The sequence below is a fragment of the Maribacter confluentis genome, assembly GCF_030505015.1.
Classification (GTDB): domain Bacteria; phylum Bacteroidota; class Bacteroidia; order Flavobacteriales; family Flavobacteriaceae; genus Maribacter; species Maribacter sedimenticola.
On sequence record NZ_JAUKUC010000001.1, the window covers coordinates 3015385 to 3036809 of the forward strand.

At 36.5% G+C, this 21425-nt stretch carries 16 protein-coding genes; 8 read left to right on the forward strand and 8 right to left on the reverse strand.

The window, feature by feature from the left end; genetic code table 11:
- Positions 1 to 40 precede the first annotated feature (40 nt).
- The 3 genes from Q2T41_RS13030 to Q2T41_RS13040 all read left to right on the forward strand — a co-directional run bounded on the left by Q2T41_RS13030 (position 41) and on the right by Q2T41_RS13040 (position 3016).
- A complete protein-coding gene (locus Q2T41_RS13030; protein ID WP_304436437.1) occupies positions 41 to 586 on the forward strand; it encodes a hypothetical protein in 546 nt (181 codons plus the stop codon).
- Positions 583 to 2028 carry a DUF5723 family protein gene (locus Q2T41_RS13035; protein WP_304436438.1) on the forward strand — a complete coding sequence of 482 codons (1446 nt, stop codon included), beginning with the start codon at positions 583 to 585 and terminating at the stop codon, positions 2026 to 2028. Before Q2T41_RS13030 ends, Q2T41_RS13035 begins: the two co-directional genes overlap by 4 nt.
- 76 nt (positions 2029 to 2104) lie before the next feature.
- Complete coding sequence (locus Q2T41_RS13040; protein ID WP_304436439.1) at positions 2105 to 3016, forward strand: hypothetical protein; 912 nt, start codon at positions 2105 to 2107, stop codon at positions 3014 to 3016.
- Here the strand turns inward: Q2T41_RS13040 and Q2T41_RS13045 are convergent.
- Entirely contained in the window at positions 3013 to 4290 is a 1278-nt protein-coding gene (locus Q2T41_RS13045; RefSeq protein WP_304436440.1) for a replication-associated recombination protein A, read from the reverse strand. The genes Q2T41_RS13040 and Q2T41_RS13045 overlap by 4 nt on opposite strands.
- Positions 4291 to 4424: 134 nt before the next feature.
- Between Q2T41_RS13045 and Q2T41_RS13050 the strand changes: the two genes are divergently transcribed.
- The gene (locus Q2T41_RS13050) at positions 4425 to 5159 is read left to right on the forward strand and encodes a rhomboid family intramembrane serine protease (RefSeq protein WP_304436441.1); all 735 of its coding nucleotides are present in this window, start codon (positions 4425 to 4427) and stop codon (positions 5157 to 5159) included.
- Positions 5160 to 5181: 22 nt separating this feature from the next.
- Here the strand turns inward: Q2T41_RS13050 and rlmB are convergent, their stop codons facing one another.
- The 7 genes from rlmB to Q2T41_RS13085 form a co-directional block, all read right to left on the reverse strand.
- Complete coding sequence (gene rlmB / locus Q2T41_RS13055; RefSeq protein ID WP_089259436.1) at positions 5182 to 5916, reverse strand: 23S rRNA (guanosine(2251)-2'-O)-methyltransferase RlmB; 735 nt, start codon at positions 5914 to 5916, stop codon at positions 5182 to 5184.
- A gap of 68 nt (positions 5917 to 5984) precedes the next feature.
- Positions 5985 to 6725 (reverse strand): hypothetical protein, encoded by a 741-nt coding sequence (locus Q2T41_RS13060; protein WP_304436442.1) that lies wholly within the window; start codon positions 6723 to 6725, stop codon positions 5985 to 5987.
- Positions 6726 to 6782: 57 nt separating this feature from the next.
- Positions 6783 to 10118 (reverse strand): VCBS repeat-containing protein, encoded by a 3336-nt coding sequence (locus Q2T41_RS13065; RefSeq protein WP_304436443.1) that lies wholly within the window; start codon positions 10116 to 10118, stop codon positions 6783 to 6785.
- A 75-nt stretch (positions 10119 to 10193) separates the two neighbouring features.
- A complete protein-coding gene (locus tag Q2T41_RS13070; protein ID WP_304436444.1) occupies positions 10194 to 11477 on the reverse strand; it encodes an aryl-sulfate sulfotransferase in 1284 nt (427 codons plus the stop codon).
- Between the two features lie 286 nt (positions 11478 to 11763).
- Positions 11764 to 12705, reverse strand: a complete 942-nt coding sequence (locus tag Q2T41_RS13075; protein WP_304436445.1) for a hypothetical protein — start codon at positions 12703 to 12705, stop codon at positions 11764 to 11766.
- An 18-nt stretch (positions 12706 to 12723) separates the two neighbouring features.
- Positions 12724 to 14370, reverse strand: a complete 1647-nt coding sequence (locus Q2T41_RS13080; protein ID WP_304436446.1) for a SusD/RagB family nutrient-binding outer membrane lipoprotein — start codon at positions 14368 to 14370, stop codon at positions 12724 to 12726.
- 24 nt (positions 14371 to 14394) lie between these two features.
- A complete protein-coding gene (locus Q2T41_RS13085) occupies positions 14395 to 17619 on the reverse strand; it encodes a SusC/RagA family TonB-linked outer membrane protein (protein WP_304436447.1) in 3225 nt (1074 codons plus the stop codon).
- 402 nt (positions 17620 to 18021) lie between these two features.
- On the opposite strand from Q2T41_RS13085, the gene rpsL reads away from it, so the two are divergent.
- Genes rpsL through rpsJ form a run of 4 tightly spaced genes read left to right on the forward strand, consistent with a single transcriptional unit; the run spans position 18022 to position 21350 of the window.
- Positions 18022 to 18396: a 30S ribosomal protein S12 gene (gene rpsL, locus Q2T41_RS13090; protein ID WP_036152127.1), complete on the forward strand. Its 375-nt coding sequence runs from the start codon at positions 18022 to 18024 to the stop codon at positions 18394 to 18396.
- A 23-nt stretch (positions 18397 to 18419) separates the two neighbouring features.
- Positions 18420 to 18896 (forward strand): 30S ribosomal protein S7, encoded by a 477-nt coding sequence (gene rpsG, locus Q2T41_RS13095; RefSeq protein WP_089259442.1) that lies wholly within the window; start codon positions 18420 to 18422, stop codon positions 18894 to 18896.
- A 6-nt stretch (positions 18897 to 18902) separates the two neighbouring features.
- A complete protein-coding gene (fusA, locus tag Q2T41_RS13100; RefSeq protein WP_089259443.1) occupies positions 18903 to 21035 on the forward strand; it encodes an elongation factor G in 2133 nt (710 codons plus the stop codon).
- 9 nt (positions 21036 to 21044) lie between these two features.
- A complete protein-coding gene (gene rpsJ / locus Q2T41_RS13105) occupies positions 21045 to 21350 on the forward strand; it encodes a 30S ribosomal protein S10 (protein WP_007094989.1) in 306 nt (101 codons plus the stop codon).
- Positions 21351 to 21425 lie beyond the last annotated feature (75 nt).

Below are 21425 nucleotides of genomic sequence, written 5' to 3' on the forward strand. Positions count from 1 at the left end.
ATAAGAGGTGTCAGCCTCTTTGCCAATAATTCTAAAGATAATGAAAGGGGTTTGTAACTTAATAATGGTATTCTTTGCTCTTGCATTGATGTTCTCATGTACGGACAAGCAGGATTTTAACCAAATAGACGATCTGGAGATTACGCCAACTTATGAGACCAGTGTTTTTTATGTAAAGGCCCAAGAGAGTATCATTAACCGTATTAAAGGAGTTAGTTTTTTTTCACAGGATTTTAATTTTGATGCCTTTGCAGAACCATTTTTTGCAAACAGGGTGCTATCTGGGGTTTTGACCTATGAGCTTGAAAATACTACTAGTAAACCTATTGAAATTATTCTTGAGTTTTTGGACGAGAACGAAAATATACTTGATACCGAAATTTTCAGAACCGATGCAGCACCTACATCCACCTTAATTAGGGATGTAGCCTATGGACCAACGGGTAAAAACCTTGAAATTATAAGAAATACTTCAAAAATAAGATTGAACGCTACTAATCTTGGCGACAACACTAGTGCATCAAGCTTGCCGGATCCGGCAATTATTCTACGTTCCAGCGCAAAATTTACGTTAGAGGTAAGATGAGTTTATCCCGTTTATTGTCCATAATCTTCATCATGTTTACCTTGGGAGCACGTGCCCAGAACAAACAGATTCTTTATGATTTCAATGAAATACCGCAGTCGTTGAATCTGAACCCGGGTATGGAAACTGATTTTAAATGGTTTGCAGGAATTCCATTTTTGTCTGGTATATCAGGATATGCAGGCTCCAACAATATCTCGGTAAACGATATTTTTGCCGATGATGGTTTGGATATCAATTTAAAAATAAGGGAAAGGGCCTTAAATGTGCTGACTCCTAAAGATGAATTTAGTTCAACGATTCAACTGGAATATATTAATGGCGGATTTAAATCTGCTGACCCTACAATCTTTTATTCTTTTGGGGGCTACTTGGAGCTTGACAATATTACATATTGGCCACAGGATTATGCCAGCTTGCTTTTTGACGGTAATGCGGACCAATTGGATAGAGAATATGATTTAAGCGATTTAAAATCTAGAGGATCAATGGTCAATGTCATGCATTTTGGCATCAATAAACGAATGGACAGGAATTTGACTTTAGGGGTCAGGGCAAAGTTATATTCTGGTATTGTAGATTATAGAACTTCTACAAACAAAGGATATTTTAGGAACACCATTGGACAGAATAATAGAATTGCAACAACGTTAAGTGCGGATTTAATGTTGCGCACATCTGGAATAGAAGCTTTTGATCAAGCTGCCGATGATGATGCCGTAAGTAGTGAGTTTATTAAAAGGGCATTTCTAGGAGGTGATTTAGGTCTTGGACTGGATGTAGGGTTTACCTATCACCTATCCGAAAGGACCACACTAACAGGTAGTATTTTGGATTTAGGTTTTATGCACCATTCCAACAGCGCTAAAACGTACAGTTTGGAAGGTAGGGCCACCGTAGAAGGTATACAGATAGATATTCTGGAAGATTTTGCCAACCTGAATACGGATTTCTGGCAGAATTTGGTAGATGAGATAGAAGCTGCAATACCTTTTAATACAGATACCAAAAGTTACATTAGTTTTAGGCCCACAAAATTGTACGGATCAATACGTAATGATTTCGGTGAACCAGTTGGTAGTACCGGTGGGCGGTTAGATTGTAATTGTACCGTAGGCTCCTCAGGTGGAGGTGAGTTGCGTATGGCATACCGAAATTCTATAGGGGCGCAAATTTATATGATCAATAGACCACGAGGCCCACAAGTTGCATTAACCGGGTTCTATACGCGTAGAATTGGTAATAGTATAGCTTTAAAGGCAACTTATACAGCAGATAAATTCACCTATACCAATGTTGGTTTGGGGTTGAACATTCAGGCAGGCCCCGTTAATTTATATGCTATGGCAGATAATTTACTTTCCTATCGGAATTTAGCTGCAAGCCATTATGCCTCATTTCAATTTGGTATGAATATTATATCATGGGGAGCTAAAAAGTAAGAGGTCTTCTTTCTTTAAATTATTTTTTTGGCACGCTTTTTTCATATCTTACCATGAATTAAAAATCCAATACATTTTGAAAACAATTTTTGCGCTACTATTTACATGTCTAGGTTTATCTGCTTACGCTCAAACTAGCTTGAACGACTATAAATATGTCGTTGTACCCAAAAAATTTGAAGCTTTTAAGAAGGTAAACGAATACCAAACAAGTACATTGGTTAAATATCTATTTAACGGAAAAGGATTTAATGTCGTTTATGATGATGCTTTGCCTTTGGATTTAAGAGCGAATAGATGTTTAGGACTGATGGCAGATTTGCTTGACGATAGTTCTATGTTTACCACCAAAGTAATGGTATCACTAACAGATTGTAATGGGGTAGAAGTCTATAAAACAATGCAGGGCATGAGTAAGGAAAAGGAATATAAAACATCTTACTTTGAAGCAATACGGGAAGCTATGCGTTCTTTCAATGGTGTGGACTATACTTATACCGGTGAGGATGTAAATAATGAAAGTATAACAGTAAGTTTTAAGAACGATGTTAAAACAGTTCAGGAACCTAATACCAAAGATGTTGAGGTAGCCAAAAAAACGCAGGAGATTGTTAAAGCTAAAGAACCTGTAAAATCCGTAACGGTCAAGGAAGAGGCTACGGAAGATACCCAACTTTATAAGAACAATGAACCGGTGACCTCTACCATTACCAAGGTAGAAAAAGAAAAGCCGGCATTTAAAAAATTACAGCCTAACCTATCTAAAATTAAGGATATATTATACGCCCAAACTACTGAGAATGGATATCAGTTGGTAGATAGTACACCAAAGATTAGAATGCAATTGTTAAAAAGTTCTGCCGATAATGTGTTTATGGCCAAAACCGATGATAAAAACGGAATGGTATACCAAAAAGACGGCAAATGGATTTTTGAGTATTATGATAACAATACTTTAATTCAAGAAGAACTGGAAATCAAGTTTTAAAACTCATATTTATCCGTCCATCTATTCTTTAGGAAATCACTCAAAGCTTTTTCCCTTTGGTTATTTCCTGGCTTGTAAAACGTAGTACCCATTAGCTCATCAGGTAAAAACTCCGATTCTACAAAATTATTTTGATAGTCATGGGCATACTTGTATTCCTGCCCGTAACCTAAATCTTTCATTAGTTTAGTAGGGGCATTGCGCAATGGTAACGGTACTGATAAATTACCGGTTTGCTTTACCGTTTGTTGTGCTTTGCCAATGGCCATATAACTGGCGTTGCTTTTCGCTGAGGTGGCTAAATAGATTGCGCATTGGCTCAATACAATTCGTGCTTCCGGATACCCAATGGCAGAAACGGCCTGGAATGTGGTATTGGCTATTACCAATGCTGTAGGATTTGCCAACCCAATATCTTCAGAAGCGGAAATAAGCATTCTACGGGCTATAAACTTAACGTCCTCACCGCCTTCTATCATTCTGGCCAACCAATATACGGCACCATTTGGATCACTACCGCGTATAGATTTTATAAATGCCGAGATTATGTCATAATGTTGTTCTCCTGTTTTGTCATAGAGCACAGTATTTTTTTGGACTTTTGAAAGTACTAGTTCATCCGTAATGACAATGGCATCGCTATCTTCCGAATTTACGACAAGTTCAAAAATATTAAGTAATTTTCTGCCATCACCTCCGGATAGTCTTAGTAACGCCTCCGTTTCCTTTAGTTCTATTTGCTTAGACTTTAAGAAACTATCCTTGTCCATGGCCCTTCTGATCAGGTTTTCTAAATCATCCTTACCAAAGGCATTTAAAATATAGACTTGACAACGGGACAATAGCGCAGGAATTACCTCAAAACTAGGATTTTCGGTAGTTGCTCCAATTAAGGTGACCCAACCTTTCTCAACGGCACCCAATAAAGAATCTTGTTGTGATTTGCTGAACCTATGTATCTCATCTATAAATAAAATGGGATTTTTAGCGGTAAATAGGCCACCCGCCTGTTTTGCTTTTTCAATAACTTCCCTAATGTCCTTTACGCCACTATTAATAGCACTTAGGATATAAAATGGTCTTTGGCTTTCTTGTGCAATGATGTTGGCGAGCGTTGTTTTGCCCGTTCCTGGTGGCCCCCATAAAATAAGTGAAGGAATAATTCCTTTTTTTATTTGATGGGTAAGCGAGCCTTGTTCACCTACCAAATGATGTTGGCTAATATATTCGTCCAATGTTTTTGGACGTACGCGTTCAGCTAAAGGTTCGTTCATAATACAAAAGTATGATAAACTTAAAAGATTGGATAATTCTAATGTACCAATCCTTGATTTTAAAAAATAATGACAATTTGACCAGTTTGTTTAAATTGGATACATAATTGCGTTTTTCAAGAAAATTCAGGACTATGTCAGATTCAGGACATTTTAAATTCTCTAAGACCAATGTAATCGTACCCTTAATGGGTATGATTTTGATTTGGCTTGTGTATTGGGTAGAACTTCAAATGGGCATTAATCTAAATGAATACGGAATAATGCCAAGAACGTTATCAGGACTTAAAGGGGTATTGTTCAGCCCTATTATTCATGGTTCATTAGAACATTTATATAACAATACCATTCCATTGGGAATATTGTTGATGGCCTTATTCTATTTCTATAGGGATTTAGCTTGGCGAATGCTACTTTATGGAGTTTTGTTATCTGGTTTTTTGACTTGGTGTATCGGTAGGACCTCCTATCATATCGGCGCAAGCGGACTTATTTATGTTTTGGCCAGTTTTATTTTTTTTAAAGGGGTTTTTAGCGCTTATTTTAGATTAATAGCCCTTTCCTTAATCGTTGTTTTCATATATGGAAGTTTGTTATGGTATATTTTTCCGGTCAAAGAAGGTATTTCTTGGGAAGGCCATTTAGCGGGATTCATAACAGGTCTGTTATTGGCCGTTATCTTTAAAGTGAAAATTCCCGTACAACATAAGTATGATTGGGAAAGTGAAGATTATAATGAAGATGACGATAATTTTTTAAAACATTTTGATGAGAACGGCAATTTCATTGAGTATATGGAAAAAGAGGAATCCTTAGGCGATGATACAATTGTTCAATATCATTTTAATCCTTCTAAAAAAGACGAATGATACCAATAAGTTAGGTGGGTCGTTAGAGCCTTTGCCGTACTGCTTCATATAGAAATACTGCACAGGCCACCGAAACGTTTAAGGATTCAATTTCTCCAAGTAAAGGTAATTTTGCACAATAATCTGACGCTTTCAATATAGAGGGGGAAATACCACGGTCTTCTGCACCCATTACAATGGCAATGGACTCCTTAAAGGAAATGTCGTAGACGGATTCCTTGGTCTTTTCCGTTGCGGAGACAATTTTAATTCCACAAGCCTGCAAATAGAAAACAGCATCCTTTAAATGGTCAACTTTTGCAATAGGTACTTTATACGCTGCGCCTGCAGATGTTTTTATAGTATCTGCCGTTACTGGTGCAGCTCCTTTTTTCTGTACGATAATACCGTCTACACCTGTACATTCCGCAGTTCGTATTATAGCGCCAAAATTACGTACATCAGAAAGTTGGTCCAATAATAAAAATAGGGACGGACCATCCTTTTGATCGGCCTTTTCCACTAATTCCTCTAAAGTAAAGAACGAAATAGGGGAGATGTTGGCCACTGCACCTTGATGGTTATTTTTGGTCAACCGGTTTAATTTTTCTACCGGCACGTAGACCATATTGATTTCATTTCTTCGCAAAAGGCTTTCCAATTCCTTCATAAGCTCACCCTTTAAGCCTTTTTGGAGAAATACCTTGTCTATCTCCTCGTTTGAATTAACGGCCTCTATAATGGCTCTTAAGCCATAAATTTGCGTAGTCTTTACCATGGGGCAAAAGTAAATAAAAAACCGCCCAACTATTGTTGGGCGGTCGTAAATCTTACTATTAAATATGCTTAACTGTTCAAGTAATCAAAAACCTTGATCAAATCCGCTTCATTTTTAATATTCAATTCATTTTCTTTTAAGTATTGTTTCAATTCAGACTTTTCATTGCCGTCCATAAGTTTTATTAAATGGCTGTTTTTTAATTTGATTTCATCCATTCGGTTTACACCCTCTTTTTGAAAATAATACTCTGTAAATTGTGTAAATCTACTTGGTACCGCCTTCACAAAAGAATTAGGAGCAGGTTTCCCTTCTGTGAATTTTACGTAATTTCTTTTGTACAAATCATAAGTTTTACCATCTATAATCGTGGTAAGGTAACCGTTTAAGGTTTTTTTCTTAGATGTAGTAAAGGTTTTGAAGCTCATTTTTTTACCACCGGTGATAATACTAATTTTCTTATCCCTGGCAAGACTTTGAATGGTTGCTTCCTCAATATTAGCTTTCTTAATTTCAATTTCTTCATTCAAGGCATTATATCTATAAAAAATATTGCCCATATTTTCATCACCATAATACATTGTGGTTGGCAAAAAAGTATCGGTGATATACGGCGAACCCTGATAATCAGAATACATATTTTCATTCTTTTTATTCCGTTCGCTAATAGGCCCCATTAAATCATATATGGCTCCTGATGCACCTTCGCCACCACCAGCGGACATATTTGTAGAAGCTTGACCAGCATATTGACCAAATCCTGAAGTTAACGTTCCAACGAATAAGAACAGGCAAAATAATTTTCTCATAATAATATCTTTAGCCTAAACATAATAAAATTATGTTAATAGACAGGGTTTTAAAAGTTAATTTGGTGTGAAATTGTATGTATACATCTCATTATTATTATTTGTGCAAATTATAAGTGGTTTATTTTCATATTCAGTAATAATCATATCCTTTAAATTGTCAGTAAAATACAGGCCTGCCTCTTCATAGGGCATTGGGTCATACCCATCTTTTTGATTGGATATGAGCACCAGTCCGGATATAGCATCTAGTCTAGGGGTTTCTACTTCGGTTTCAAAAATATTACCAGCTACGATACAATCTTCAAAGCCATCATTGTTCAAATCTATGAATACGCTGCTGAGTATGGGAAATTGTTGTGCTTCAATTGGTAATGCGGTTGTTTGGAATTTTCCTTCTCCTTGGTTAATAAGTAATAGTGATTGAAAATTTGTAACTTCTTTTGAATAGGAATTTTCTAGGTTTTCTCCATAAATATCCTCTAATGATGCATTCGCGAAAGAAGAATAGCTTTTAAATTTATTTTTGATAAATGGCATTTGTTGAGAAGAACATTCCCTACCACGCACGGGGACATATTTACCTTTATATTCTTTGCTCAAAACAACATCATTGGTGCCATTATTATCAAAATCGTTGGAGTATATTTTAAATGGTTTTTTAGTATTTGCCTTAAATTTTAAGTTAAGTCCAACATTGCCTACAACATAATCTTTTAAGCCATCGTTATTAATATCAGTTTCTTGAATGGAAAACCACCAACCTTGTTCTAATAACGGGCTTATTTTATCTAAAGTAAAAGTTCCGTTTTCGTTTCTAAAAAAACCAATACCCGTCCATTCCCCAACTGCTATAAAGTCTTGCCAACCATCATTGTTATAGTCGGTACTGATTATACTGTTTATAATTCCAAAATCCTCTAGCTGGGGAGCAATATCCTTGGTGACATCTTTTAGTACCCCATCTATGTTTTCATATAATGTGGAAGAGGAATGCTGTGGGTATTTTTTGGGTATAGACCTGTTGCCAACCAATATATCCATATCCCCATCTTTATCATAATCAATAATCTCTACGCTCTTACCGTTTTTAGCAAAGGCTACCAATGCAGGGTCTTTAGATTTTGTAAACTCACCTTTGCCATTGTTCAAGTAAATTCTATCTTGATATAAAGATGAATTTTCTTGGAACTCATTACCACCACTTACTACATAAATATCAAGATCATTATCATTATCCATGTCAAAGATTATGGACTCCATATCTTCAAATGATTTATCTTTCTGAAATATTAAAGGAACACTCTTTCTATACCCTCTATTTGTCTGATAGTAAATGCAAGCCGGTTGATTGGATGAACCGCCAATAAATATATCGGTTAAACCATCCGCATTTAAATCTCCTAGAGATACGAATGGTCCAAAAGTGGATTGTTTATAGGGAAGTAATATTTCTGATGCAAAATCATCATATTCATTTTCAATGTGGGTGTAATCAAGACCTAAAGTTTTTGATTTTAACTCATTAAAAATGGGAGGAGTACTTAATTCATTAACGGATTTCTCTGTTGCATTGTTAATATCCAATTGTACTGTACTATTTGCATCAATATTATAAAGTGTTTCCCTTTTTCCATTCAACCAAGTGATAGATAAGGTGTCTATTTGAGTATTGTCTCCAAGTCCAAAATGTATGCCATTTTCCTGTGAAGACATGTATCCTCTAACCCTTTTTAATTCTGCAAACTGTGCCTTGCCATTATATCTGATCTCTACCTTACAAAAAGGCTCCGAAGTATCACCTATGGGGATTATTTTTAAATAATTTCCTTTACCCTTTTCTATAGTTGTGTTTTTGTAAAGAAATGCCTCTTCATCCATATTATTGACAATCAAATCTAAATCACCATCATTATCCAAATCGGCTTGAGCAACTCCATTACTGAAAGAATAGTCATTTAGGCCCCATTGATCCGCCTCTTCTGTAAAGGATAGATTGCCTTCATTTGTATAAAGAATATTGGAGAGTTTTTCGGAAGGCATAGAGGCATAAAGTTGCTCCTTTATTTCATATGGTACGTTTCCGCCATATTTTCTTTTAGCAGCGTATACCTTGTTTTGCAAATCATTATCCAGTGCATATTTTCTATATCCGTTACTTATATAGATATCATTATCCTGATCATTGTCAAAATCTGACATTAATACGGACCAGCTCCAATCTGTATTGGCAGTCTCTGTCAATTGTGCTATATTATTATACTTATTATTGCCTAAGTTTAGCTGTAATGAATTAAACATATATTGGTAATGAAAACCAGCTGTATTCACCAGATAATTGAACCTTTGTGGATTCATGGAGGCCATTAACGTTTTTGACCTTATGTGATCGCTGGATGACATATCCAATGTAAAAATATCTTGTTTGGAATCAGCGTTGATATCTGCAATATCTATGCCCATACCATAATAGGATATATGCTGAGTATATTCTTTTATGGATTCTTTAAAAGTACCATCATGTTGGTTTATGTACAAGGCATCCGGTATATAGTAATCACTAGTCAAATACATATCTAGCCAACCGTCTTTGTTTATATCACTTATGCAAAGTCCTAATCCAAATATGGGATTTTCTATTCCTGCGCTTTGGGTTATGTCAACAAATTTTCCGTTGTCATTTTCATATAAATGAGAACTATTAAAATATTTTATTTCATCGTTCTTATTTATGAGCTTATAAAAATTTACGGGATCAACACCATAAATTTCATTTTCGTTCATGACAATACAATCCAAATCACCATCTTGGTCAAAATCAAAAAATGCTGTTTGTGTGGATATGCCCATATCAGCTAAACCATAATCTTCTGCTTTATCTGTAAATGTCAAGTCTTTATTGTTGATGAGTAAAACATTTTTCCTGTTTACTCGTTCATTTGGACCTCCCTGTGATATATAAATATCTTTATAGCCATCATTATTAATGTCTACGAATGTGATACCATTGCTCCAGTGTTTTGTGTCATTGATTCCGGAAGAAGCGGAAATATCCTTGAATTCAAGATTGCCTTTGTTCAAAAAAAGTTTGTTGGGGACTTGGTTACCGCAGAAAAAGACATCAAGCAATCCATCATTGTTTAAATCTTCTACACCTACACCGGCACCGTTATAAAAGTAATCGAAACTAAAAAGATTTTCTAGTGTTTCTAGGTTTTCGGTGATGTTATTGGAGAAGTTTAATTTACTTTGGCTGCTCGGGATTTTTTCAAAAATTGGTGATTTTTCTTGTTTAATAGTTTTTTTGTCCACGTTTTTTGTGGATGGGGTAGATTCTTTTTCTGAATTACAAGAGATAATTAAGATAAAGAATATGTATATTATTTTTTTCATGAATTATCGTTGATGGGTAATATTAGATATTACGTATAATTGTAAACTGTAATTTTGTGCTATTAATTATGGGTTCTATAAACCTAATAGTTTTATCTCGGGGGCTTGCTGTAAGTAGGGGTAGCCTCTCCAATAAAAACCTGGTGCGCTATATTTCCAGACAACCTCTTGCTCCCTGGTTACTTCCCAAAAACCAAAATCACCTTCGGTAATTAGAATATTGCCATTTTCAAGTAATACGGCACCCGATACTTTCCCTGAATATAAATTCGGGTCTGTAAAACTCCAAGTAATGGTTGGTTCATTGTCAGTATTAGCTTCTAAATTGAAATTTTCCGGTAATTGTAGTTCGTAAACTGTTGATTGTTTGATATCATTACCATTAGAAAATATCAAAAGTTTACCCAAGTGTTCACCTTTGAGCAAGTTAGGAAAATGATTATTTTGAAAAAGCCTAGTGCCTTCCGTATTACCGTATGCTTCTGGATTACCAAAACGATAAATTAAATCTCCACCTTTATTGTAATTTCCACCTTTATGACCGGAAGCTTCATCAGTAGAAGTGCTATGATCTATTACCCACACTTCTGAAAATGAATTTACACTTAAATAAATAACATCTTTATTTTCGTCATATGCTATGGCATTAGCGTGCATTATATCTCCTTTAACTTCTGGCAATAATGATTCTTGTGTGCTATAATTAATATCTATTAAATGAGGATTTTGATTTATAATACCGTAATTATTCTTTGAATCATCAAATTCTTGTACTAGGTGATCCATTGAATGCCACTCCCAAACAATAGAGCTAGAGGTAGGGTTAATTTCTATAATTGATTCTGGATATATATTTTCTGAAAGCATAAAGCCCTCTTCTTTTGCCTGTAACGAATCCATAATTGACCAAACCATGGCTATGATATTGCCATTGGGCAGCATTTCTACATCATGATGTGTTTCGCCATTTTCTGTTGAATAGATATATTCCCAAGATGGAGTGTTATCTGGTTCAATGATTTGAATTTTACCTCCTTTACCTCCTAATGGTATTTTTGGTTCGTCTGATTCAAGTGAAGCCAGCAATTTTCCATTGGTCATTAAAAAAACATCATTTCCAATATTATTTGTCAGATTCCATTCATGGAGAAGTTTAGCTTTCTTATTCATGATATAAACCCGGTTGGCACTTGCATCATTTACTAATATGTAGTTAGAGTCAATTTTAGTTTCATTAAAAATTTCAACAGTTCCGATTGGTATGAAATCTTCATCTATGTTTAAATCCTCCTCAACTTCTGGTAATGTAGGGTTGTTTATGTCAAAAGCTATTTCATCTGCGTTAGTGCAGGAGTACACTCCATATATTAAGCTTAAGCAAATTAGGAGACAATAGTTTATTTGTTTTTTTCTCAAAATCAAGAATTTTAGTACTTAAGGTAAGATTTATTAATTGTACATAGGATATTCCTACTTAAATAATTTAAAGCTCTTGTATACTCATTACTTCAAATTGGTTGTAAATTTTAAGGTGGGTAACAATCTATTTTAATTGAAAAGTTATTTTGAAAATAAATTTTAAAAATAAAGCCACCCCAATATAGAGGTGGCTTTTTATCATAACGGTAATATTAATTTACCAATATTAATCCTTACAAAAATCTATTGTAATAGGACCTGCATCAGCACTTTGATAGCCACCAACAATGTTTCCGTTAGGTGTAACGATTTCAAATCCTATTTCGCCATATTCATCTCCAGGGAAATACCAATCTGCGGTTAAAGTACCTTCAGGTATTGTAATTGTTCCTACACCTGCTGATCCATCGTTTGGAACACAATCAGTTCCTCCAAGGAACGTTCCGGCCGCTCCTGCATATGGAGAACAAAGTCCTACCTCTAATACTGTTCCGTCGTCTAGGGTTACGGTAATACCATCACCACCTAAACCTGTGGATGTTTGCCAACCGTCACCATAAGAATCTGTCATGTTAATGGTCCATACACCAGGTGTTGGTGCTTTTGGAGGACAAACAACTGTAGCAGAATATAAAAATGGAGAGGAAAAATACGATCCTGTCAACGTACCGGAATTCTGTGCGAATGAAAAGGATCTTCCATCATTTAATATTAAAGCAAACCTAATTCTAAATTGGTCACTTCCATCTATATCACTTGCAGTAATACCGGTTACTCCAAGAAGTTCTCCTAATGTAGCGGAAAAACTATATGTAGGTAATCCTCTATCGCCAACTCCAAATTCAGAAGAAGGAATAGTTGTTAACAAGGATTCTGCTACATCGCCAGGACCATTGCTTGGATCGGCGTCCAAAAAGCTTACATATACTTCTAAAGCATCAACCAACGTACCGTCTGCCTCGCTTTGAATTTCTAAATCAACAGAAAATTCACCAGTATCAACACCAATAGGTAATTCGTCAGATTTAACCTCTATAGTTCTCAAAATTGCTCCTCTCGTAGTGTTGGCTACAACATCATCTACTACAGCATCTCCTTCATCGCAAGATGTGAACATCAGCGAAGTGAGCATACATGCTGCAAAAACTTTATAATTTATTTTCATCATTTTAAGTTTTTTAATTAATTAATTCGCTGGTGGAAATGCAGGGCTAGCTGGATTTGTATCCCAGAATACCTGAGTAGTTAGCGACGTTCTTTGTGTTAAATTTGGATTGGTAACTACCTCGTTTTGTGGAAGTAATAATGTTCTTGGGAATGCTCCCGGATCTGGCTCCCAGTTAGGAAGAACAGTAGTTGGGAATCCTGTCTTTCTATAGTAGTTCCAAGATTCTCCGCCTCCGCCATATAAAGCAATCCAGTATTGCTCAGCAAAAACATTTTCTTTGTCGTCACCTGTAGCTGCGTTGTATTCAGCTACAATCCCTTCAATATAATCAGAAACTTCATCTGCTGTAGGCTCAAAAGATTTGTCAGCTGTTCCGTCCAATGCTCCGAATGTTTGAACTTTAGCAATGGATTTAGTCATACCAGCTTCCATAAATGTTCCTCTTTCGGCATCTGTAGCAGCCATCTCGGCTCTCCAAAAATCAACCCATGAAGCTAATAGCATTGGTTCTATACCGGCACCACCGCCACCAACTCCTAAACCAACTTCACCAAAGCTATTGTCGTCAAAACGACCTCCTGCTGGATATACACCAGAAGCAGTTCTTGTAAATCCATCTGGAGGAGTACCTTCATCATTACCATGAGATCGTCCCCAATATCCATTGTCAACACTACAGTACGTATATCCACCATCTATATAATGCTGTGGAGGAACCACTAATGAACAAGCCAATGTTTCTTCATTTGGATCAACTGGATCACCATTTATATCAAGTGCACCTGGTGTTCCGTCAACTTGTCTGTAAAAATAGTAGCGAATCCTTGGATCATCTTTCAACAACATGGTTTCCATTGTCCAATTTGAACGATATAAATTTGCACCACTTGGAGTATAATCATTGGCATAGTCAGGATGACGTGTGTCTGGCTGTAACTGATTGGTGCCATAGGTAAACTGCAAGTCGTCTTCATTACTGCTGATATAATTGTTTCCAGCTATAATACTATTAAAAGCAGATACATTACCAGTGGTTTTGTAAGCTTTTAGTTTTATGGTATTAATTACTTTAATCCATTGAGAAGAATCCCCATCATAGTAAAAATCCGTAGCACCTTGTGTAGCAGGATTTGTGTTCAATAATGCCTGTGCTTCATCTAACAAACTTAGCGCTACGGCATAAATTGTTTCTCCATCATCTAATTTTGGAGCAGGAAACTCAACAGGATTCAAAGCTTCTGTATAAGCTGCATTACCAATCATATCAACTAATATGACCAAACTATGTGCTTGTGCTATTTTTCCTAGTGCAACGTGAAAATCATAATTGATATCCGAATCTGCATTTATTCTTTCAATTTCTTGAAGATTCGCAAAAATGTTGCTGTAGGTTGTAGACCAAATGCCATTCATGGTTGCACCTTGATAGTTATTGAAATAATCTCTACCTCCCATGAATTGGATTCTGGTTAATGCACCGCCAATAGCGTTAAATGTACTAACGTTGTTTCTATAACCTAACTGTATGGTGTTAAGTAATAGATTAGGATCTCCCTGTGTAAGAATATTAGGGTTTTCTGTAAGATTCAATTCAGTGGTATCACAGGAGTTTAGAAAACTACCTGATATAAATACCACCAATATGTATTTAATTATTTTTTTCATGATATATCTTGTTTTTAGCAATTTTTAAAAGGTCATCTTTACGCTCATACCATATCTTCTGGTACTTGGACCATTCAAGAAGTCAAATCCTCTACCATTACCTACACCAACACCTGCTACGTTAGGGTCAAAATTTGCACCGTCAGGAGTATTATAGGCATCATACCAAAGGTTAAATCCTTGTACGGTAAATGTTAAGCTTCCAAAAGGTGTTTTTTCCAAAAATCTTTTTGGTAAGGAGTACCCTAAAGAAACTTCTTGCAAACGAATAACGGATGCATCATAAATTTTAGCTTCAGCAGGTCCGAACAACAAATTACTAAAGTAATACGTGGAGTTGTTGATCTGAACATCATTAGGTTGTCCTGTAGTTTGATTTACTCCAGGTAAGATATAAGTGTTTAACCTATCTTCTGTTTCAACGATCAAACCTCTACCAAGCAATGTTGCTATAGTACTGGACATGATGTCACCACCTTTAATATGGTTAATTTGAAATCCAAGACTCCAGTTCTTATAGGATAAGGAATTTATAAAGTTCATTGTGTAATCTGGTACGGCATCACCAATAATTGGAACATTACCATCTAGATCAGATTCCGTAATTACATAGTTACCAGCTGCATTTGTCAACAAATCCCCATTTTCATTTCTAGCGAACGCAGTACCAACAATACTACCTAAAGACTCACCTTTAATTGCGGCATTACCACCAATGAATAAGGCTGAGTTACCAGTATAAATGATGATATCCTGTTCTTGCTCTTCAACAATTTCTTTATTGGCAAAGAAATTTACACTAGATTTCCAGCTAAATCCATCAGGATTTCTGAAGAAATCAATTCCTAAATCTGCTTCATAACCCTTGTTACTGATTTGTCCAATGTTACTTTGAGTAAACTGGAATCCTGTAGAAGGTGATAACGGTTCCGTAACTATAAGGTCATCTGTTCTTCTATCATAATAAGTAGCGTCCAATGAGACACGATTGTTGAAGAATTTACTTTCAAAACCTACTTCAAATTCTTTTAACAATTCAGGCTTTAAATTAGGATTGGCTTTAAATGAACTAATACTGTTTAAGGTTACGGGTCCAAATGCTCCACCAGACTGTTGTGTATTTTGGTCAACACCACTTACCGTTGGGTAATTTTCTGGGAAGTTTGCAGATGTTCCGTAACTAGCTCTTAATTTAAGATAATTCAATCCTCCTTCTGATCTTAATCCTGAAAAAGCAGCGGTAGGTAAGAAGGATAAACTAGCACCAGGATAGGTAAGACTTCTGTTCTCCGTAATTAGGTTGGAAACCCAATCCGTACGACTACTTAAGTTAAGGAATAACATGTTGTCATAATCAATACTAACATCTCCAAAGACACCAACAATGTTTCTTTTTCTAGAAAATTGAATCGGTAATTGATTTTCGTAATTGAAATGTCTCCTAACACCAAATACTATTTGTCCTGAACTTGCGACACCTTGTCTGTCGTATTCATCTGAACGAGCATTGGCACCAACGTTAAAAGTTAATCCTATCTTATCGGATATATCATAATTACCGTTTAAGCTAAATGTATGGTCCCAAATAGTATTATTGTTGTCAAATGTATTTAAGAATCCAAAAATATCGAAATCAAATTCTACACCTCCTTTGTCAGAAAACTGAGTGTTTCTTTCGTTGTAGAAATCAAGACCGGTTCTCCATGTAGTCCCAAGATTCTCATTTATTTCATAAGACAATGATGTGTTAAAGTAGAATCTATTTGTTAACTGATTGAATTTAATGTGTTCAGTTACCCAGCGTGGATTGATAATGTCGTTACCGTTTCTATAGTAAACACTACCACCTGTTACAGGGTTTTCATATGGCAGACCCATTAAATCCACGTTTCTTGGTGTAAATAATACAGCACCATAAACCGAGTTGGAACTAATACCACCGTTACCCCTACTTGCAGATACGGGTGGAGTATCATAATCTGTTCTTGAATAGTTCATAGTTCCTGCAATGGTGAATTTGTTGCTTAATTTTGAACGCCCACCAACAGAAAAATTTATACGTCTTAATTGGTTACCTGGTGTAAAACCAACATCGTTTAAATGTCCTAAGTTGGCATTATACGTTGTATTGCCATCTTGTGAACCGCCAGAAAAGTTAACAGAGGTATTGGTCACATGGCCAGGAGCAAAAAATTCCTCTACGGAATCATAAGGTCTCCAGTCATAACGTGCTCCTTGTAATTCAGGGAATGCTTCTCTTGTACCTGCAATTGCTGTAGTTGAATAAGGATGCTCCAAAGTTCCATTTTCATCAATGGCAGCTTGAGCTCCCCATCCAGCTGTTCCTTCTCTATCGAAACTAGGTCCCCAGTTACTGAAGAACCATCCAAATGCTTGATCAAAACCACCACCATATTTAGTTTGGTATTCTGGTAAGGATGCATATTCATTAGTAAAGTAGGATGTATTTACAGAAATCTCGTTCTTTTTAACACCACCCGTATTAGCTGCTGCTTTGGTCGTAACAAGTATTACACCATTTTTACCAAGTGTACCATATAAAGTAGTTGCCGCTAAACCTTTAAGTACTTCAATGTTGGCAATATTGTTAGGGTCAATATCCAAGAAACGTGATGATCCGGTATTTCCAGAAAGGAAATCTCCACCACTGTTGGTGTCATTACTGAAAGGAACACCATCTACAATAAATAAAGCTTGGTTACTTCCACTAAATGAACTTAAACCTCTAATTGTCACACTCGTTGCAGAACCGGACATACCACCACCTGAAGTAATGTTAACACCAGCGGCTTTACCGGCAAGTACACGCGCAACGTCACCTTCAGCTCTAGATTCCAAAGCTTCTTGACCAACTGAACTTGTGGCGTAACCTAAGGCCTTCTTTTCGCGTTTAATACCTTGTGCAGTTACCACAACCTCTTCAAGAGCTTGAGCATCTTCCTGCATTGCAACATTAACCGTGTCTCCTGCACCTACAGTTTGGCGAACAGCTTTTTGTCCAATGTAGGTAAATAGTAAAGTTTGTCCTTGTGAGGCACTGATGGAATAATTTCCATCGAAATCGGTCTGGGTACCGTTAGTGGTGCCCTCGACTACAATGTTTACCCCAGGCAAAGGAAGCCCTTCTTGATCAGTAACCGTACCGGAAACTGTTTTTTGCTGTGCGAACGAAAGATGCACAACTAACGCCAAAAGTAGCGTTAACAATCCTTTTAGTTTTGTTCTCATTTTTAAATTATTTGAATTAGCTAGCGGCAAACTTCACAATAAACTGTTAATAATGCAAGTGAATTTTAATAAAACTTTAAGGAAACTCATAAAATTATTAGTTACAGATAAAACACCGCGCATATTTTAAGTTATATAATTTTACCCCTTAAATTTTGAGAATATGCTAATTTCATAGAGAATACGACGTTATAATATGTTGGAATTTGATTAAGTTATCAAGAAATTTTCATCTAAAAATTTAACGAACCGAGCAGATAAATTTTAATACTAATAAAGGGTTGAAAATCAAATAGTAAAAAAAATATAAAAATAATTTGTTCAGGGTTTGAATTATTCTGAAATATCACTACATTTGCCGACCCTTAAAGTAGGGGTAATTTTTATACATTATATTATAGTATGCCAACAATATCACAATTAGTACGAATAGGAAGAGAAACGATTACTAAGAAGAGTAAATCGGCTGCTTTGGATTCGTGTCCTCAGAGAAGAGGTGTTTGTACACGTGTTTATACTACAACACCAAAGAAACCAAATTCAGCTATGCGTAAAGTAGCAAGGGTAAGGTTAACCAATGGTAAAGAAGTAAACGCTTACATTCCCGGTGAAGGACATAATCTACAAGAGCACTCGATAGTATTAGTAAGAGGCGGAAGAGTTAAAGATTTACCAGGGGTAAGGTATCATATTGTACGTGGGGCATTGGACACAGCAGGTGTGGCCGGTAGAACACAGCGTAGATCAAAATATGGTGCTAAGAGACCTAAGAAGTAATTAAACTTGTTTAAAAGGAAGTAATGAGAAAAAGACAGGCAAAGAAAAGACCACTTTTACCGGATCCAAGGTTTAACGACCAATTGGTTACGCGTTTCGTCAATATGATGATGTGGGATGGTAAGAAATCAGTTGCTTTTAGTGTTTTTTACGATGCAATAGACATCGTTGATGCTAAAAAGACAGATGATGAGAAAACAGCTTTGGAATTATGGAAAGATGCATTGAGCAATGTTATGCCGCATGTTGAGGTTCGTAGTAGAAGGGTTGGTGGGGCAACATTCCAGATCCCAATGCAGATTAGACCGGATAGAAAAATATCTACCGCTATGAAGTGGTTGATCAGTTATGCAAGAAAGCGCAATGAAAAAGGAATGTCCCAAAAATTGGCAGGTGAAATTTTAGCTGCGGCCAAAGAAGAAGGTGCTGCCGTTAAGAAAAGGGTCGATACTCACAAAATGGCAGAGGCAAACAAAGCATTCTCTCACTTTAGATTCTAATATATAATGGCAAGAGATTTAAAATACACTAGAAATATTGGAATTGCCGCGCATATTGATGCCGGTAAGACTACGACTACTGAACGTATACTTTTTTATACAGGGGTAAGTCATAAAATTGGAGAGGTTCATGATGGTGCTGCCACTATGGACTGGATGGAGCAAGAACAGGAAAGAGGTATTACCATTACTTCTGCGGCTACAACTTGTACATGGAAATTTCCTTTGGAGAATGCAAAGGAATTGGAAGAGACAAAAGATTATCATTTTAATATAATCGATACACCGGGACACGTTGATTTTACCGTTGAGGTAAACCGTTCCTTGCGTGTTTTGGATGGTTTGGTGTTTTTGTTCAGTGCGGTTGATGGTGTTGAGCCTCAATCCGAAACAAACTGGAGATTGGCAGATAATTACAAGGTGCCAAGAATTGGTTTTGTAAACAAAATGGACCGTCAGGGATCTAATTTCCTAATGGTTTGCAAGCAAGTTAAGGAAATGTTGGGTTCTAATGCAGTTCCTATTGTTTTGCCTATTGGTGATGAAGCTGATTTCAAAGGTATAGTTGATTTGGCCAAGAACAGAGCTATTGTTTGGCATGATGACAACTTTGGTTCTACTTTCGATGTTATCGATATACCTGAAGATATGAAAGCTGAGGTTAAGGAGTATAGAGCTGCCTTGATTGAAGCTGTTGCAGAATATGATGAGGAGTTGATGGAGAAGTTCTTTGAGGACGAAGATTCCATTACCGAAGAAGAAGTGCATGCTGCATTAAGAGCTGCTGTTATGGATCGTGCGATCATTCCTATGATCTGTGGTTCTTCATTTAAAAATAAAGGTGTTCAGTTTTTATTGGATGCTGTTTGTAGGTATTTACCTTCTCCTATAGATAAGGACGCAATTGAAGGAACAAATCCTGAAACTGGGCAAGTAGAGAAGCGTAAACCAAATGTTAAGGAGCCATTTGCAGCCTTGGCATTTAAAATTGCTACCGATCCATTTGTTGGAAGATTGGCATTCTTTAGAACATATTCTGGTCGTTTGGATGCTGGTTCATACATTTTAAACAATCGTTCGGGTAAGAAAGAGCGTATTTCTCGAATATATCAGATGCACTCCAATAAGCAAAATGCGATCGATTTTATTGAAGCAGGTGATATTGGTGCAGCGGTAGGTTTTAAGGATATCAAGACAGGGGATACAATGTCTGATGAGAAACACCCAATCGTTTTGGAAAGTATGAACTTCCCAGAGCCGGTTATTGGTATTGCTGTAGAACCTAAGACCAAGGCAGATGTTGATAAGTTGGGTATGGCTTTGGCTAAATTGGCTGAAGAAGATCCAACATTCCAGGTTAAGACAGATGAGGCTTCGGGACAGACTATTATTTCCGGTATGGGCGAGCTTCACTTGGATATTATCGTTGATCGACTAAGAAGGGAATTTAAGGTTGAGGTTAGCCAAGGTGAGCCTCAGGTAGAATATAAGGAAGCATTGACTAAAACAGCGTCTCACAGAGAGGTTTACAAGAAACAATCTGGTGGTCGTGGTAAGTTTGGTGATATTGTTTTTGAAATGGGTCCTGCTGATGAGGATTTTGAAGGAGAAGGTCTTCAGTTTGTCGATGAGATTAAAGGAGGACGTATTCCTAAGGAATTTATTCCTGCTGTTGAAAAAGGATTTGTTGCTGCTATGCAGAACGGACCTTTGGCAGGTTATGAGATGGATACCATGAAAGTTGTTCTTAAAGATGGTTCTTTCCACCCTGTGGATTCAGATGCACTTTCTTTCGAACTTGCTGCAAAAATGGGTTACAAGGCTGCAGGTAAAGCTGCCGGTGCTGTGATCATGGAGCCTATCATGAAACTTGAAGTTATTACTCCGGAAGAGAATATGGGTGATATCGTGGGTGACTTGAATAGAAGAAGAGGTACTATTGGCGATATGAGCGATAGGGCAGGTGCTAAAGTTGTTAAAGGTACTGTTCCATTATCTGAAATGTTCGGTTATGTTACTTCATTGAGAACATTGTCTTCAGGTCGTGCAACTTCAACAATGGAATTTTCACACTATGCAGAAACTCCTTCCAATATATCGGAAGAAGTGATAAAAGCAGCAAAAGGAATAACAGCATAAATTTAGGACATGAGTCAAAAAATTAGAATAAAACTAAAATCCTACGATCACAATTTAGTGGATAAATCCGCTGAAAAGATTGTAAAGACGGTAAAGACAACCGGTGCTGTTGTTACAGGGCCAATTCCTTTGCCAACACATAAAAAGATATTTACGGTATTGCGTTCACCGCACGTAAATAAAAAATCAAGAGAACAGTTTCAGTTAAGTTCTTATAAAAGATTACTTGATATCTATAGCTCTTCATCTAAAACTATTGATGCACTTATGAAGCTTGAGCTTCCTAGTGGTGTAGAAGTAGAGATCAAGGTGTAAGTAATTAACCTGTCTTGTTATGATAGGTGACATGTCCTAAGCTGCGGGCGAGGGAAAAACGGAAAAAAATAATTT

Coding starts and splice junctions, on each gene's coding strand:
- Q2T41_RS13030 (WP_304436437.1), top strand. CDS start 41: ATGAAAGGGGTTTGTAACTTAATAATGGTATTCTTTGCTCTTGCATTG.
- Q2T41_RS13035 (WP_304436438.1), top strand. CDS start 583: ATGAGTTTATCCCGTTTATTGTCCATAATCTTCATCATGTTTACCTTG.
- Q2T41_RS13045 (WP_304436440.1), bottom strand. CDS start 4,290: ATGAACGAACCTTTAGCTGAACGCGTACGTCCAAAAACATTGGACGAA.
- Q2T41_RS13050 (WP_304436441.1), top strand. CDS start 4,425: ATGTCAGATTCAGGACATTTTAAATTCTCTAAGACCAATGTAATCGTA.
- rlmB (WP_089259436.1), bottom strand. CDS start 5,916: ATGGTAAAGACTACGCAAATTTATGGCTTAAGAGCCATTATAGAGGCC.
- Q2T41_RS13060 (WP_304436442.1), bottom strand. CDS start 6,725: ATGAGAAAATTATTTTGCCTGTTCTTATTCGTTGGAACGTTAACTTCA.
- Q2T41_RS13065 (WP_304436443.1), bottom strand. CDS start 10,118: ATGAAAAAAATAATATACATATTCTTTATCTTAATTATCTCTTGTAAT.
- Q2T41_RS13075 (WP_304436445.1), bottom strand. CDS start 12,705: ATGATGAAAATAAATTATAAAGTTTTTGCAGCATGTATGCTCACTTCG.
- Q2T41_RS13080 (WP_304436446.1), bottom strand. CDS start 14,370: ATGAAAAAAATAATTAAATACATATTGGTGGTATTTATATCAGGTAGT.
- Q2T41_RS13085 (WP_304436447.1), bottom strand. CDS start 17,619: ATGAGAACAAAACTAAAAGGATTGTTAACGCTACTTTTGGCGTTAGTT.
- rpsL (WP_036152127.1), top strand. CDS start 18,022: ATGCCAACAATATCACAATTAGTACGAATAGGAAGAGAAACGATTACT.
- rpsG (WP_089259442.1), top strand. CDS start 18,420: ATGAGAAAAAGACAGGCAAAGAAAAGACCACTTTTACCGGATCCAAGG.
- fusA (WP_089259443.1), top strand. CDS start 18,903: ATGGCAAGAGATTTAAAATACACTAGAAATATTGGAATTGCCGCGCAT.
- rpsJ (WP_007094989.1), top strand. CDS start 21,045: ATGAGTCAAAAAATTAGAATAAAACTAAAATCCTACGATCACAATTTA.